This is a genomic window from Streptomyces sp. NPDC014870, assembly GCF_043081505.1.
Taxonomy (GTDB): Bacteria; Actinomycetota; Actinomycetes; order Streptomycetales; family Streptomycetaceae; genus Streptomyces.
Window position 1 is genome coordinate 31,687 of the sequence record NZ_JBIBWQ010000016.1, and the last position, 14,819, is coordinate 46,505.

Genomic DNA, 14,819 nt, shown 5'->3' on the forward strand with positions numbered 1-14,819 from the left:
GTCAGTGGGTGTAGCCGTCGGGGCGGACCAGGAGTGTCGTGGTGCGGGTGGGGTCGGTCCAGGTGGCCCGGACGACGCGGGCCGGTGTCGTGGGGGCGGCCGGGAGCTCGGGTGTGGCGCCTTCGGGGGCGATGAGGACGAACTCGCCGGCGCGCAGCAGTTCGTAGAGCCTGCCCTCGCGCAGGGCGAGGTCGGGGACGCGGCGGTGGGCCCGGCCGTAGTCGATGCCGAGGCCGCTGATCATGCCCATCGCCTTGGCGGAGGCCGGGGGCACCTTGCTGATCAGCTGTGCGGCGAGGGTGCGCGCGGTGCGCAGCAGGGGGCCGCGGGCCATGGCGAGGCGGATGATGGCGCCGCTGCTGCGGAGCACGGTCGCCCCCACCGGGTGGCGTTCGGCCTGGTAACTGTCGAGGAGGGCCTCGGCGTCGGGGGCGTCGCCGCGGAGCGCGGCGGCGAGCTTCCAGGAGAGGTTGGCGGCGTCCTGGAGGCCGGTGTTCATGCCCTGGCCGCCGGCGGGGGAGTGGACGTGGGCGGCGTCGCCGGCGAGGAAGACGCGGCCGACGCGGTAGCGGGGGGCCTGGCGCTCGTCGCTGTGGAAGCGGGAGATCCAGCGGGCGTCGTGCATGCCGTAGTCGGTGCCGAAGGCGAGGCGGGTGATCTCGCGGACCTCGTCGAGGTCGACGGGCTCGCTGTCGGGGACCTGGCGGGTGCGGTTCCAGCCCATGACGCGGTACCAGCCGTCGCCGAAGGGGGCGATGAAGGCGAAGGCGTCGTCCGCTCCGGCGACGCTGAGCAGCTCTTCGGGCTTCTCGGTGAGGCGGACGTCGGCGAGGACGAGGGAGCGGATCGCCGCCGCGCCGGGGAAGGGCAGGCCGAGTGCCGTCCGGACGGCGCTGCGGTGGCCGTCGGTGCCGACGAGGTAGCGGGCGTGGAGGGTGAGGGGGGTGCCGTCGGGGTCGGTGGCCTCGGCGGTGACCCGGTCGGAGTCCTGGCCGAGTCCGCGCAGCTCCGTGCCGTACCGGATGTCCACACCCGCGGACTGTGCGCGGCGGTCGAGGACGCGCTCCACTTCGTACTGGGGGGTGACGAGGAGGTAGGGGAAGCGGGAGCGGAGCCGGGCCAGGTCGAGGGAGAGGCTGCCGAAGAGCCGCAGCTGGGTGATGGGGGTGCCGGTCGCGACGATGTCGTCGGCGAGGCCGCGGGCGTCGAGCTGCTCCAGGGTGCGGGCGTGGACGGCGAAGGCCCGGGTCATGTTGCTGATGCCCTGCGGGCGGCGTTCGAGGACGGTGACGCGGTGGCCCGCGGCGGCGAGGTCGCCGGCGAGGAGCATTCCGGTGGGGCCGGCGCCGATGACGAGGACGTCCGTGTCCAGGACGTTCGCGTCGTGGGCGGTCGTGTCGAGGTGGTTCATGGCTGCCTCCAGCTGGGTGCGTGTGCCATCAACGGTCGTTTGCCAACGCTTGTTGGTCAACGCTTGTTGGCAACGGTAGAGCCGATCGGGCTGGCACGTCAACACCTGTTGGCCTACAGTTGTTGGCATGACGACCGCCCGCCGCTCCGACGCCACCCGCGCCGCGATCCTCGAGGCCGCCCGTGAACGCTTCGCGTCCGACGGCTACGAGCGCGCCACGATCCGCGCCATCGCCCGCGACGCGGGCATCGACCCGTCGATGGTGATGCGCTACTACGGCAGCAAGGAAGGGCTGTTCACCGCGGCGTCCGACTTCGAACTGGACCTGCCCGAACTGGGCGCGCTGCCGTCCCGGCACATCGGGGCGGTCCTCGTCACGCACTTCCTCGAACGCTGGGAGCGCGACGACGTCCTGACCGCGCTCCTGCGGGTCGGCGTGACCAACCCGGCGGGCGCCGAACGCATGCAGGCGATCTTCGCGGGCCAGCTCGGGCCGATCACCCGGGGCGTCTGCCCCGACCCCGCGCAGGCGCCCCGGCGGGCCGCGCTGGTCGCCTCACAGATCCTCGGCATGGCGCTCGCCCGCTACGTGCTGCGGCTGCCGCCCGCGGTGGAGATGTCCACGGACGAGGTCGTCGCCTGGCTGGCGCCGACCGTCCAGCGCTATCTGACGGCGCCGGAGCCGTAGGCCCGCCGTCCCCGCGGCGTACGAGACCGGGGTCGGGCGCGGACGAGGCCGGTCAGGCGCGTTCGAGGCCGGTCAGTGGGCCGCCGCGCCGCCGAACTCGCGCACGGCGTCGGTGACGATCGCCTCCAGGCGGGCGTGGTGGGCGCCCCGCCAGTACACCCGCTCGCACTCCGTGCACCGGGCGAAGACGTCGTACGTCTTCTCCGTGCCGCGCTCCAGGCGCTCGCGCACCGAGTCCTTGTCGGCGGTCGTCAGCGGCCCGTTGCAGGCCGTGCAGCGGGTCCAGGGCCTCAGAGGCGGCGCGAACCGCTCCAGTACGTCACGGAGTTGGTCGTCGGGCTGGTCGCTGTACACATAGGCGCCCGCCCACAGCTCCCTGCGGCGCAGCAGCCCCCGGTCCCGGGACAGCATCACGCGCCGCTCCCGTGCGGAGAGTGCCGCGAGCGCGGGGTCGCCGATGTCCTCGCTCTCGTACGCCGCGTCGATGCCGAGGAGCCGCAACCGCCGCGCGAGCGTGCCCAGATGGACGTCGAGGAGGAACCGGAGCGGGGCACCGGGCACCGCCTGGGGGCGCTCCACGTCCTCTACCTCGATCGTCTCGCCGGCGGCCGGGATGTGGGACACCTCGACCGGGCGTCCGTCGACCAGGATCCGGCCGGCCTCGGTCAGCGGCACGCCCAGCGACTCCACGACATGGCCGAGCGTCGAGGCGCCGTCGGTGGCCACGGCGGTCCGCCCCGTGCGCCGCTCCGCCGAGACGAAGAGCCTCAGGCCGGGGGCGAAACTGATCTGGATCTCCGGTCCGTTCACGTGGCCAGGATGTCACCGCTGCGGGTGGCGCGGCCAGGCATTTCGGCCGGGCGCGGCCTGCCCCGGCGAGCGCCGTGGGCCCGTGACCCCCGCGGGCCAATGAGGCCGTGACCGCCGTAGGCCCGTGCCCGCGAGCGCCGTGGGCCCCCTCCCGCCACTCCGAGGCCTGGGATACCGTCCCCCGCATGAAGATCGTCGACTTCGCGCCCGGTGACCCGCGCCTGGACTCCGACCTGCTCCCCGTCCTGCGCGAGCTGCGCCCCCACCTCACACCGCAGCTCTTCCACGAGGTGCAGGAGCGGGGCCACGCGCAGGGACTGCGCTTCACCGGCGCCTACGCGGACGACGGCGCGTGCGTGGGCGCCGCCGGCTGGCGGATCGTCGACAACACCAGCTCGATCCGCAAGCTCTACGTCGACGACCTGGTGACCGCCGCCGGCGCCCGTTCCACCGGCGTCGGCCACGCGCTCCTGGCCCACCTGGAGGAACACGCGCGTGTGGCGGGCTGCCGGGAGCTGAACCTGGACTCCGGCACGCAGCGCACCGGAGCCCACCGCTTCTACCTGCGTGAGCGCCTGGACATCGTCGCCTTCCACTTCACCAAGGAGCTCGTGAACGAGGCCGAGCGGGGCTAGGCGACGCCCTCCAGGCCCAGGCCCAGGCCCAGTTCCAGGTCCAGGCGCCAGTCGTTGCAGCGCAGCGGGTGGCCCGGTGGGTACTCGAGTTCGCGCTCGCCGCGCAGTTCGAAACCGGCCTTGCGGCACACGGCGTTCGACGGCCCGTTGTCCGTCGACGGGAACGCGTGCAGGTGGCGGCGGGCACGGGTGGCACGGGCGAGTTCCGCGACCGCGCGCGTGGCGGCCGTGGCGACGCCCCGGCCCTGGAAGCCGGGCAGCACCGTCCAACCCGTCTCGTACACGGGCTCCCCGTCCCAGGTCTGCGCCCAGAACCCGATGCTGCCGACCGTGACCTCCTCGGGGAGCAGCACGATCCGGAACATCCGCCCCGCGTCCGCCGGCCGCTCGTCCGACGACGCGCTCAGGTCCACGTAGCGCCGGTGCCGCTTGAGCAGCGCGTCCTCGGTCTCGGGGCCGCCGAGGTGCTCCATGAGCTCGGGGGCGTTCATGGCCTGCAGGAGCCACAGGTCGTCCTCGGACCAGGCTTCGAGGCGTACGGGTGAGGTGTTGACGTCCATGGGGCGCACTGTAGGTCAGGGGTCTGACACCTGACCGCCCGACGGCTGCCGGGCGTACGCGGTGGGCGGCACCCCGACCGTGGCCGTGAAGTCCCTTACGAGATGGGCCTGATCGCTGTAGCCCAGCTCGGCGGCGAGCGCGGCCCAGTCCGGGGATCCCTCGGGCCCGGCCGCCTCGGCGCGCTCCAGGGCCTCGTGGATGCGGTAGCGCAGGATGACCCATTTCGGGCCCACGCCCACGTGGTTGGCGAAGAGCCGCTGGAGCGACCGGCTGGAGAGGCCCGCCGCGCGGCCCAGTTGGGACACGCGGCGGATCGACCGGTCCGTACGGGCCTGCCGCACCAGCTCCGTCGCCAGCGCGGCCTGCGGATCGGGTGCGGGGCCATGGGCGAGGAGGAAGGCGTCGAGGGCCGCCACGCGCGCGTGGTCGCCTTCCGGGTCGAGTACGGCCGCCACGGAGGCGGGGCCGGCGTCGGCGAACACCTCGTCGAGCGGGACGCGCAGGCCGGTCCAGTGCGACACGGGCCGGCCGGGGGCGAAGGGCCGGAAGCCGCCCGGCAGGAACTGCACGCCGCAGACCCGGCCGACGCCGGTGAGTTTCTTCGTGAACAGTTCGAGACCGATCCCGGAGACCTCCGCGACGTCCTCACCGGCTGTGTCCCCGTCCCGGTACCGCTGGAAGACGATGTTCACGGAGGGGTGCGGGACGACATGCGTGGCGTACGGCTCGGTGAGCTGCCAGTCGATGAACCAGTAGTGCTCCAGGTACGGGCGCAGCTCCGGCGCCGGGTCGTGGCGGCGGAAGCGGACGCGGGTGAGGAGTTCGGCCGCGTCGACGATGCCCCGGGTGTCGCGGCGCGGGCCGGGACTCACCGCAGCCGGCCCGCCGAGCTCAGCGTGAGGCGGGAGACGACCTGGCCGAAGGCGTCCTCTTCGGCGGGGGTCAGGGACACGGTCTCCTGGGGGTGCCAGACCCGCTCCAGGGGTGCGGCGGCCCGGGCCCTGCGGGCATGGGCGCGCAGGCTCATTGCCACCCACACGGCCGTGGACACGGTGAGGAGCCCGAAGAGCGTGATCACGCGGGGGTCCGAGAACTGGCCGGGCAAGGACGACATGGCTGACTCCGGGGAGCGAGGGCCCTGCGGTGACGCGCCCTGGCAGACGGCGCGCGCGCACGGCGCTGACGATTCCTACTGCTTCCTCCCGACCTGTTCAGTCAACACCATTCCGGGGACTTTCGGCAGGGGGGCCGGGCCCTGGGTCCGGGCCCTAGGTCCTGGCCGGTACCGGGTGGGTCGGGGGCCCTCTTGCGGCGGGCCGGTGTAGCGCCCCGAGGAGGCGGGAAGGGGGTCAGGCAGGTTTCCGGCCGGGGAGGGAGCAGCCGCATGTCGGAGACGAGGGCGTGGGGGTTCACCGACGACAGGGGCACGGCGGTGGAGGCCGTACGGGCGCCGGTGAGGGTGGCGGCATATGTACGGGCGGGGGCGGCCCTGCTGGACCTGGGGGTGACGCCGGTCGCGGTGTACGGCTCCGGGCACGACGGCGACGTCCTCGACCCGGTCAAGGCGGGTCGGCTGGAAGCGGCCGGTGTGCCGTATCTGGGGGCGGGGCGGGCCTTGGACGAGGCGCGGCTGGAGGGCCCGCGTCCGGACCTGATCGTCGACGTCACGTACGACGGGAAGAGCGCGTACGCGGTGGACGAGGGGGTCGCGGAGCGGGTGGGGGTGCCGGTGGTGGCGCTCTCGGTGGGCAACGAGCTGACGCTCGGGGCGATCATCGGGCGGTTCGGGGAGTTGGCCGTGGCGTTGGGCGGGAGCGGCAGCGGGGCTCCGGCGGCCGGGGTCGCCGAGGCCGCCGAGTCCCTGGCCTCCGCGGAGGCGGTCCTGCGGGACGTGGCCGCAGTGGTGGACGTCAGCGTGCTCGCGCTGTCCGGGGCCGGTCCCGACCAGGTGCACCTCGCTCGGCCGCAGGCGTGGCCCGAGCTGGCACGCCTTGCCGAGCTGGGCGTCCGGTTGCTGGATCCCGGGCCCGGGCCCGGGGCGAACTGGCTGACGGCGGACTGGGAGCGGGTGGCCGCGTTGGCGCCGGGGCTCGTGCTGTACGACAGCCGCGCGAACGCCGTCGTGCCGACCGGTACGGCGGCGGGGTCGGCGGCGGAGTCGGGGTCGGCGGCGGGTGCGCGGGTGGCGCCCTGGAACCCGGAGACGCCGCCGAGCGCGGTGGCGTACGCCGCGTTCTTCCTGGAGTTCGCGGAGGCCCTGCGGGCGTAGGACCCCGGACCGAACCGAACCACGCGGGACCGAACCGAACCACGTAGGACCGAACCGAACCGGCCGGGCAGGACCGGGCCGAACCGGGCGGGACCGCCCCGCCCCCTACCCCAGCCTCGCCCGCAGGGAGCCCGCGAATTCCTCCGCTCTCGCCAGTTGGGCGCGGAGTTCCGCGACGCGTTCGCTCGCCGCCTGTTCGTAGCGGCGGATGCGGGCGAGGAGGGTGGCGCGTTCGGCTTCGGTGAGGGTGGGGTCGGTGAGGCGGTCGACCGCCGTCATGAGGTCGCGGGTCTCGTCGATCGTGAAGCCCAGGGGCTTCATGCGGCGGATCACCATCAGGCGGTCGACGTCCGCGTCCGTGTAGAGCGGGAAGCCGCCCTGGGACGAGGCGGAGGGGACCACGAGGCCGCTGTCCTCGTACTGGCGGATGGTCCGCAGGGACAGCTCCGTCCGTGCGGCGACCTCGCCGATCTGCATGGGTTCACCGGCCATGCGCAGTCTGCTCACGGCACCCGTCCTTCCCGCGCGGCTTCCGCGCACCCAGAAGTCATTTGTCCTAACTTCAGCACTTATGAGAGCTGGAAGTGCGGCGAAACGCCTGCTCGTGGGACGGCCTTTGGACAGCGGCCGGCTCGGCGAGACACTGCTGCCCAAGCGGCTCGCCCTGCCGATCTTCTGCAGCGACCCGCTCTCCTCCGTCGCGTACGCCACGGAGGAGATCCTGCTGATCCTCGCCCTCGGCGGGCTCGCGGTGCTCCATCTGGCCTGGTACGCGGCGGTCGCGATCGTGATCCTGCTGCTGGTCGTCGTCGCGTCGTACCGACAGACCTGCTATGCCTACCCGGGCGGCGGCGGGGCCTATGTCGTCTCCGCCGAGAACCTCGGCCAGACCGCCGCGCTCACCGCCGCCAGCGCCCTGCTCATCGACTACGTGATGACCGTCGCCGTCTCCATCGTCTCCGGCGTCGCGGCCATCACCTCCGCCGTGCCCGCGCTCGACGGATACGCCGTCGGCCTGTCCGTCGCCTTCGTGGCGATCCTGGCCTGGCTCAACCTCCGCGGTGTCCGTGAGTCCGGGCGCTACTTCGCCATCCCCACGTACGCCTTCATCGCCACTATCTACCTGATGTTCGCCGTCGCGGCCGTCCGCATGGCGACCGGGTCGACCATCCGCGCCGAATCCGCCGACCTGCCCGTCGAGGCGGAGTCCACGTACACGGGCCTCGCGCTCGTGCTCCTCGCCATGCGGGCCTTCGCCTCCGGCTGTACGGCCCTGACCGGTGTCGAGGCGATCAGCAACGGCGTACCGGCCTTCGAGAAGCCCAAGAGCCGCAACGCGGCCACCACCCTCGCGATCATGGGCGGCTTCGCCGTGACCATGTTCTTCGGCATCACCACGCTCGCCATGATCTACGAGGTGCACGTCGCCGAGGACCCGACCGAGCTCGGGCTCGCCCCCGGCACCGCCATGCCGACCGCGCTCGCCCAGATCGGCCGCGCCACCTTCGGCAGCTGGCACTTCCTCTTCTATCTGCTCCAGGCCGTCACCGCCGCCGTCCTGATCATGGCGGCCAACACCGCCTTCAACGGCTTCCCCATGCTCGCCTCCGTCCTCGGCCGCGACCGCTACGCGCCCCGTCAGCTCTTCCACCGCGGCGACCGGCTCGTCTACTCCAACGGCGTGCTGCTGCTCTCCCTCGCCGCCATCGCCCTGATCGTCGCCTTCGACGCCAACCTCACCCGGCTCATCCAGCTCTACATCATCGGCGTCTTCGTCTCTTTCACCCTGTCCCAGGCGGGCATGGTCAAGCACTGGCGGCGAGAACTCGCCACGCCGGCGGGCGCGGCGGACCGGGTCCACATCCTGCGCCGTCTCTCCATCAACGCCTTCGGCGCCTGCCTCACGGCCGTCGTCCTCGTGATCGTGCTGATCACCAAGTTCACGCACGGCGCCTGGATCGTCGTCGTCGCCATGCCCGTGCTCTTCGCCGGGATGAAGGGCGTGCGCCGGCACTACGAGGCCGTCGCCGCCGAGGTCGCCGTCCCGTCGGGCGCCCGCCCCCAGCCGCTCTCCGAGAACCACGTGATGGTCCTCGTGGCCTCCGTCAACGCGCCGAGCCTGCGGGCCCTGTCCTACGCCAAGACCCTGCGCCCCGCCTCACTGACCGCGGTCACCGTCGCCGAGGACCCCGCCGAGGCCGAGGTCCTGCGCGCCTCCTGGGACGCCCACGGCATCGACGTACCCCTGCGGGTGCTCAGCTCTCCGTACCGCTCCGTGGTCCAGCCGGTCCTGCGGCACATCCGCGACGCGCCCGAGCGGACAGAGGATTCGGTGGTGTCGGTGATCATCCCCGAGTACGTCGTCGGCCACTGGTGGGAGCAGCCGCTGCACAACCAGAGCGCCCTGCGCCTCAAGGCCCGGCTGCTCTTCATGAAGAACGTCGTCGTCATCGACGTCCCCTACCGGCTCGCCTCCGCCCGCGAGCTGGCCGCCGAGCGGGCCAGGGCCGCCGCGGCGGCGCGCGACGAGGAGAACGGCCGGAACAGCTAGGACTACGGCCAGACCAGGCAGTACGGCTGGTGGCCCGCCTCGTGCAGGCGGTGCGAGAAGTCCTGCCACTCGTGGAGCAGCTGGTAGACGTTGAAGGCGTCGCGCGGGCCGCCGCGGTCGGGGACCGTGGACCAGATGAAGGCCGCCGCGCCCACCGATTCCTCGCCGATGCCGCGCAGCGGGTCGACCACGGTCATGGGCAGCTTCACCACGGCGTAGTCGGGGTGGAGGACGACCAGTTCCAGCGGGGGCACCTTGTGCAGGGGCATGCCCTGGATGCCCGTGAGGACCATCGCGGCTATCGTCTCGGGCTTGATCTTGCTGAACATGCCGCCCATGCCGAGTTCGTCGCCGCCCAGCTCCTCGGGGCGCATCGAAATCGGGACGCGGGCCGCCGTGGCACCGTCGGGCGCACCGAAGTACTTGTACGTCACCCCCAACCGGCCACTCCCGCTTCCCGTCGTGGGCTCCGTCGATCCCGACGATCCCGCCGGTCCGCCCGTGGACCCTGTGGACTGCGTGGGTTCTTCCGTACGCCGTCGCCGGTGCCTCCCCCGCCGGGCAGGCTCAGGACCCAGATCGTCCGTCCCCTCGCCCAGTCCGCCACCGCGATGCATATCTCCACCCGACTGCTTTTTGGGCAACACGGTCCCCGCCGTGCAACCCGATCATCGTGACAGTGACCTCCCCCACGCTCTCGCGGTGAAACACCTGTCCGCAAGAACGTCCGGCCCTCTGACACCATGGATTCCGTGAGCCATCCCTATGTCGCCCCAGTTTCGCAGACGCGGAGGAGCTACGCCCGGGCGTAATGCGCGGGGCATTCCACGGGTTGCTCACACCCTCCCTCCGTACTCGCAGCCGTACTCGCAGGTCAGGACCACAGTGCCGTATTCATACGAAGCCCCAGTCTCACAGACGCTTTTCGACCGCGCGTCCCTCGTGACGCCCGGCGGCGTGAACTCACCGGTGCGCGCCTTCCGGGCCGTGGGCGGAACGCCCCGGTTCATGGTGTCCGGTACCGGCCCGTACCTCACCGACGCGGACGGCCGGGAGTATGTCGACCTCGTCTGCTCGTGGGGGCCGATGATTCTCGGACACTCCCACCCCGAGGTGACCGCCGCCGTGCAGGCCGCGGTGGCCCGCGGCACCTCTTTCGGTACGCCGGGAGAGGGTGAGGTCGCCCTCGCCGAGGAGATCGTCTCCCGGATCGAGCCCGTCGAGCAGGTTCGGCTGGTTTCCTCCGGTACGGAGGCCACGATGTCCGCGATCCGGCTCGCCCGGGGCTTCACGGGCCGGGCGAAGGTCGTGAAGTTCGCCGGCTGCTACCACGGTCACGTGGACGCGCTGCTCGCCGCGGCCGGCTCCGGTGTGGCCACCTTCGGGCTGCCCGACACGCCCGGCGTGACCGGCGCGCAGGCCGGCGACACGATCGTCCTGCCGTACAACGACCTGGAGGCCGTGCACGAGGCCTTCCACAAGTACCCGGGCGAGATCGCCTGTGTCATCACCGAGGCCTCGCCGGGCAACATGGGCGTCGTCCCGCCGCAGCCGGGCTTCAACCAGGGCCTGAAGGACGCCTGTGCGAAGAACGGCGCCCTGTACATCTCCGACGAGGTCATGACCGGCTTCCGGACCTCGCGCGCCGGCTGGTACGGCGTCGACGGGGTGAAGCCCGACCTGATGACCTTCGGCAAGGTCATGGGCGGTGGCTTCCCGGCCGCGGCCTTCGGCGGCCGCGCCGACGTGATGGGGCACCTCGCCCCGGCGGGACCGGTCTACCAGGCGGGCACCCTCTCCGGTAACCCGGTCGCCACCGCCGCCGGTCTCGCGCAGCTGCGGCTGCTCGACCAGGCCGCGTACGACAGGGTCGACGCGGTCTCGACGGAGATCCAGGGTCTCGTCACCGACGCGCTCGCCAAGGAGGGTGTCGCGCACCGGCTGCAGACCGCCTCCAACATGTTCTCCGTGTTCTTCACGGCCGGTGAGGTGCGCAACTACGAGGACGCGAAGAAGCAGGAGGCGTTCCGCTTCAACGCCTTCTTCCACTCGATGCTGGCCGACGGGGTCTACCTGCCGCCGTCCGCCTTCGAGTCCTGGTTCGTGTCGTCGGCCCACGACGAGCGGGCGATCGAGCGGATCGCCGCCGCGCTGCCCGCCGCCGCGCGCGCCGCCGCGGAGGCCACCGCATGAGCGTGAAGAGCGACGACGACATCACCGTCGTCCACCTGATGCGCCACGGCGAGGTCCACAACCCCGACGGCGTCCTCTACGGCCGCCGCGCCGGCTACCACCTCTCCGACCTCGGCCGGCAGATGGCCGACCGGGTCGCCGAGCACCTGGCCGAGCGGGACATCACGTACGTGGTGGCCTCGCCGCTGGAGCGGGCGCAGGAGACGGCCCAGCCGGTCGCCAAGGGCCACGGCCTGGACCTGGCCACGGACGGGCGGCTGATCGAGGCCGGGAACGTCTTCGAGGGCAAGACCTTCGGGGTCGGCGACGGGGCGCTGCGCAAGCCGGGCAACTGGAAGCACCTCACCAACCCGTTCAGGCCGTCCTGGGGCGAGCCGTACGTCGAGCAGGTCGTGCGGATGATGGGCGCCCTCGACGCGGCGAAGGACGCGGCGCGCGGGCACGAGGCGGTCTGCGTCAGCCACCAGCTGCCGATCTGGATCGTGCGGAGCTTCGTGGAGAAGCGGCGGCTGTGGCACGACCCGCGGCGCCGCCAGTGCACGCTGGCCTCGCTGACCTCGTTCACGTACCGGGGCGACAAGATCGTCTCGGTCGGCTACAGCGAGCCGGCGCGTGACCTGGTCCCGGCGCACCTGCTGGCCGGCGCGAAGCCGGTGAAGGGGAAGTCGAAGGCCTTCGGCGCGTAGCGCTCCGCGGGGAGAGCGGTAGGAGCTACCAGGGTCGGTGCGCGGGTGCCGGTCCGTCGTGGCCTGTCGCGCAGTTCCCCGCGCCCTCAGCGGGCCCTGCCCGTGCGCACTTTGTTCGAGTCCCGCACATCTGGGTACACCCTCAGGGCGATCGGATGACAGAAAGTCATCTGGTCGCCCTGAAATTTTTGTGCTAATTCCCGGAACCTACGTGTTCCTCCCGTCATCTCACTCATTGTCGGTTTGGATGACCAACAGGTCATACGTACACGCGAATGGGGACGTCATGCGCGGGATCACTCGAAGGGGCCTCATCGGGGCGGGTGTTGGTGCGGCGGCTGCGCTCGGGATCGCCGGGTGCGGCGGCGACGGACCGGACAAGACCGGAACTTCCGGACCTGGTAAGGGTGGGGACGCCTCGGGGTCGCCGAGCGCCCGGCCCACCGGTCCAGAGGCGAAACTCATCGGCGACGGTTCCACCGCCGACACCGGAAAGCAGCCGAACCAGCCCGACGCCCCCGTCCCGCTCGAACCCGGCCAGACCCCGCCCCAGTTCGTGATCTTCTCCTGGGACGGTGCCGGCGAGGTCGGCAACGGGCTCTTCCCGCGCTTCCTGGAACTCGCCAAGAACCACGACGCGGCGATGACCTTCTTCCTCTCCGGGATCTACCTCCTCCCGGAGTCCAAGAAGGACCTCTACCGCCCCCCGAACAACCGCGTCGGCGCCTCCGACATCGGCTACCTCACCGACGACCACATCAAGGACACCCTCAAGAACGTCCGCCAGGCCTGGCTCGACGGGCACGAGATCGGCACGCACTTCAACGGCCACTTCTGCGGCGGCTCCGGCTCGGTCGGCAACTGGACCCCGGCCCAGTGGCAGAGCGAGATCGACCAGGCGATGAAGTTCGTCACCGAGTGGAAGACCAACAGCGGCTGGACCGACCTCGACCCGCTGCCCTTCGACTACAGCAAGGAACTCGTCGGCGGCCGCACCCCCTGCCTGCTCGGCCAGGACAAGCTGCTGCCCACCGCCAAGCGCCTCGGCTGGCGCTACGACGCCAGCTCGCCCGGCGGCCGCCAGATGTGGCCGGACAAGCGGCAGGGCATCTGGGACCTCCCGCTGCAGGCCGTGCCGTTCCCCGGGCACTCCTTCGAGGTCCTCTCGATGGACTACAACATCCTCGCCAACCAGTCGAAGAACACCACCAAGGGCGTGCCCTCGCGCTACCCGGGCTGGCGCAAGCAGGCCACCGAGGCCTACCTCGCCGGGTTCAACCGGGCCTACGAGTCCAACCGCGCGCCCTTCTACATCGGCAACCACTTCGAGCAGTGGAACGGCGGCATCTACATGGACGCCGTCGAGGACGCGCTGAAGGGCATGGCCGGCAAGAAGGACGTGCGGCTCGTCTCCTTCCGCCAGTTCGTCGACTGGCTGGACGTGCAGGACCCCCAGATCCTCGCCAAGCTCCGTACGCTCGAGGTCGGCCAGGCGCCCGCCGGCGGCTGGAACGCCTTCCTGAAGCCCGCGGCACCGCCCGCGACCTCCTCCGCGCCGCCCGCGGCATAAAGCGGCGTACGTCCCTTAAGCCCCCTTGACAAGGGGCTTTACGGGCACCCAGGGGGGCGCCCAAGATCCCCCAAACGCCCATGCGAAACTTTTCACATGAGCCTTAGCCGTGCCCCTCGACGCACCCTGCTCGCCGTCGGATTCCTGTCGGCCGCCCTCGCTCTGTCGGCCTGCGGTTCGGACTCCAACGGCAAGTCGGGAGGCGGCGGCGGAACCAACTTCGTGACCAACACGGGCGGTATCTCCACCGTCGCCAAGGGCGAGCGCACGGCCCCCAACAAGATCGCCGGCGAGACCCTCGAAGGCGAGCAGCTCGACATCGCCGACCTCAAGGGCAAGGTCGTCGTCCTCAACGCCTGGGGATCCTGGTGCGGCCCCTGCCGCGCCGAAGCCCCGCACTTCGCCAAGGTCGCCGGCGACCTCAAGGCCAAGGGCGTGGAATTCGTCGGCCTGAACACCCGCGACTTCAACAAGCAGCAGGCGCTCACCTTCGAAGAGGGCTACGACGTCCCCTACCCGAGCCTGTACGACCCGGCCGGGAAGCTGATCCTCAACGGATTCCCCAAGGGCACGCTCAACCTCCAGGCCATCCCGTCCACCGTCGTCCTCGACAAGGACGGCAAGATCGCCGCCCGCGCCCTGATGGCTCTCGACGAGAAGAAGCTCCGCTCGATGATCGAGCCGCTTCTCGCGGAGAAGTGATCCGGTGAACGAGACGGTCTTCAGCGGGGCACTCCTGCTCGCCCTGCCCATCGCCGTCCTCGGCGGCCTGGTCTCCTTCTTCTCCCCGTGCGTCCTGCCGCTCGTCCCCGGCTACCTCAGCTACGTGACCGGCGTCACCGGCACCGACCTGGCCGAGGCCAAGCGCGGCCGCATGGCGGGCGGCGCCGCGCTGTTCGTCCTCGGCTTCACCGCCGTGTTCGTCTCCGGCGGCGCCCTCTTCGGCGGCTTCGGCAACACCCTGCAGGAACACCGGGAGATCATCTCCAAGGTCCTCGGAGCCCTCACCATCCTGCTCGGCCTGTTCTTCATGGGCGCGATGCCCTCGATCACCCGCCGCGAGTTCCGCTTCCACAAGCGGCCCGTGACCGGACTCCTCGGCGCGCCCATGCTGGGCGTGCTGTTCGGCGTCGGCTGGGTGCCCTGCATCGGCCCGACCCTCGCCGCCGTGCTCGCCCTCGCCTCCAACGAGGCCAGCGCCGGACGCGGAGCCGTCCTCACCGTGGCCTACTGCCTGGGCCTCGGACTGCCGTTCATCCTCACCGCGATCGCCTTCCGCAGGGCCCTTGGCGCCTTCGGCTGGGTGAAGCGGCATTATGTCTGGGTCATGCGCATCGGCGGCATCATGCTGATCGCGACCGGCCTGCTGCTCGTCACCGGAGCCTGGGATCGCATCGTGTCCGAGATGCAGGTCTGGACTGCCGGCTTCACCCCGGGGATCTGAC

16 protein-coding genes are annotated in these 14,819 nt (G+C 71.5%); 9 read left to right on the forward strand and 7 right to left on the reverse strand.

The window, feature by feature from the left end; translation table 11 throughout:
* Nucleotide 1: 1 nt before the first annotated feature.
* Nucleotides 2–1,411: an FAD-dependent oxidoreductase gene (locus ACF09C_RS36045; RefSeq protein WP_392097727.1), complete on the reverse strand. Its 1,410-nt coding sequence runs from the start codon at nt 1,409–1,411 to the stop codon at nt 2–4.
* A 127-nt stretch (nt 1,412–1,538) separates the two neighbouring features.
* Here ACF09C_RS36045 and ACF09C_RS36050 point away from each other — a divergent pair, with 127 nt between their 5' ends.
* Nucleotides 1,539–2,099, forward strand: a complete 561-nt coding sequence (locus tag ACF09C_RS36050; RefSeq protein WP_392097729.1) for a TetR family transcriptional regulator — start codon at nt 1,539–1,541, stop codon at nt 2,097–2,099.
* A gap of 72 nt (nt 2,100–2,171) precedes the next feature.
* Here ACF09C_RS36050 and ACF09C_RS36055 read toward each other — a convergent pair whose 3' ends face one another.
* Entirely contained in the window at nt 2,172–2,909 is a 738-nt protein-coding gene (locus tag ACF09C_RS36055; protein ID WP_392097731.1) for a Mut7-C RNAse domain-containing protein, read from the reverse strand.
* A gap of 185 nt (nt 2,910–3,094) precedes the next feature.
* Here ACF09C_RS36055 and ACF09C_RS36060 point away from each other — a divergent pair, with 185 nt between their 5' ends.
* Nucleotides 3,095–3,544 (forward strand): GNAT family N-acetyltransferase, encoded by a 450-nt coding sequence (locus ACF09C_RS36060; protein WP_392097733.1) that lies wholly within the window; start codon nt 3,095–3,097, stop codon nt 3,542–3,544.
* Here the strand turns inward: ACF09C_RS36060 and ACF09C_RS36065 are convergent.
* Genes ACF09C_RS36065 through ACF09C_RS36075 form a run of 3 tightly spaced genes read right to left on the reverse strand, consistent with a single transcriptional unit; the run spans nt 3,541 to nt 5,219 of the window.
* On the reverse strand, nt 3,541–4,104 hold the full coding sequence (locus ACF09C_RS36065) for a GNAT family N-acetyltransferase (protein ID WP_392097735.1): 564 nt from the start codon (nt 4,102–4,104) through the stop codon (nt 3,541–3,543). The genes ACF09C_RS36060 and ACF09C_RS36065 overlap by 4 nt on opposite strands.
* A 15-nt stretch (nt 4,105–4,119) precedes the next feature.
* On the reverse strand, nt 4,120–4,977 hold the full coding sequence (locus tag ACF09C_RS36070; RefSeq protein ID WP_392097737.1) for a DUF6597 domain-containing transcriptional factor: 858 nt from the start codon (nt 4,975–4,977) through the stop codon (nt 4,120–4,122).
* Nucleotides 4,974–5,219, reverse strand: a complete 246-nt coding sequence (locus ACF09C_RS36075; protein WP_392097739.1) for a hypothetical protein — start codon at nt 5,217–5,219, stop codon at nt 4,974–4,976. Before ACF09C_RS36075 ends, ACF09C_RS36070 begins: the two co-directional genes overlap by 4 nt.
* A gap of 270 nt (nt 5,220–5,489) precedes the next feature.
* Between ACF09C_RS36075 and ACF09C_RS36080 the strand changes: the two genes are divergently transcribed.
* Nucleotides 5,490–6,374, forward strand: coding sequence for an ABC transporter substrate-binding protein (locus ACF09C_RS36080; RefSeq protein WP_392097741.1), 885 nt, complete (start codon nt 5,490–5,492; stop codon nt 6,372–6,374).
* A 105-nt stretch (nt 6,375–6,479) separates the two neighbouring features.
* On the opposite strand, the gene ACF09C_RS36085 is transcribed toward ACF09C_RS36080, so the two are convergent.
* A complete protein-coding gene (locus tag ACF09C_RS36085; protein ID WP_392097929.1) occupies nt 6,480–6,866 on the reverse strand; it encodes a MerR family transcriptional regulator in 387 nt (128 codons plus the stop codon).
* Between the two features lie 79 nt (nt 6,867–6,945).
* Here ACF09C_RS36085 and ACF09C_RS36090 point away from each other — a divergent pair, with 79 nt between their 5' ends.
* The gene (locus tag ACF09C_RS36090) at nt 6,946–8,925 is read left to right on the forward strand and encodes an APC family permease (RefSeq protein ID WP_392097743.1); all 1,980 of its coding nucleotides are present in this window, start codon (nt 6,946–6,948) and stop codon (nt 8,923–8,925) included.
* A 2-nt stretch (nt 8,926–8,927) separates the two neighbouring features.
* Here the strand turns inward: ACF09C_RS36090 and ACF09C_RS36095 are convergent, their stop codons facing one another.
* Nucleotides 8,928–9,542, reverse strand: a complete 615-nt coding sequence (locus ACF09C_RS36095; RefSeq protein WP_392097744.1) for a hypothetical protein — start codon at nt 9,540–9,542, stop codon at nt 8,928–8,930.
* A 268-nt stretch (nt 9,543–9,810) separates the two neighbouring features.
* Between ACF09C_RS36095 and hemL the strand changes: the two genes are divergently transcribed.
* From hemL to ACF09C_RS36120, 5 genes are all read left to right on the forward strand, one after another.
* Nucleotides 9,811–11,118 (forward strand): glutamate-1-semialdehyde 2,1-aminomutase, encoded by a 1,308-nt coding sequence (gene hemL / locus ACF09C_RS36100; RefSeq protein ID WP_392097746.1) that lies wholly within the window; start codon nt 9,811–9,813, stop codon nt 11,116–11,118.
* On the forward strand, nt 11,115–11,804 hold the full coding sequence (locus ACF09C_RS36105; RefSeq protein ID WP_392097748.1) for a histidine phosphatase family protein: 690 nt from the start codon (nt 11,115–11,117) through the stop codon (nt 11,802–11,804). The genes hemL and ACF09C_RS36105 overlap by 4 nt, the downstream gene beginning before the upstream one ends.
* Before the next feature lie 286 nt (nt 11,805–12,090).
* Nucleotides 12,091–13,374 carry a hypothetical protein gene (locus ACF09C_RS36110; protein WP_392097750.1) on the forward strand — a complete coding sequence of 428 codons (1,284 nt, stop codon included), beginning with the start codon at nt 12,091–12,093 and terminating at the stop codon, nt 13,372–13,374.
* Nucleotides 13,375–13,470: 96 nt separating this feature from the next.
* Complete coding sequence (locus ACF09C_RS36115) at nt 13,471–14,076, forward strand: TlpA family protein disulfide reductase (RefSeq protein ID WP_392097752.1); 606 nt, start codon at nt 13,471–13,473, stop codon at nt 14,074–14,076.
* A 4-nt stretch (nt 14,077–14,080) separates the two neighbouring features.
* Entirely contained in the window at nt 14,081–14,818 is a 738-nt protein-coding gene (locus tag ACF09C_RS36120) for a cytochrome c biogenesis protein CcdA (protein ID WP_362416468.1), read from the forward strand.
* Nucleotide 14,819: the final 1 nt, after the last annotated feature.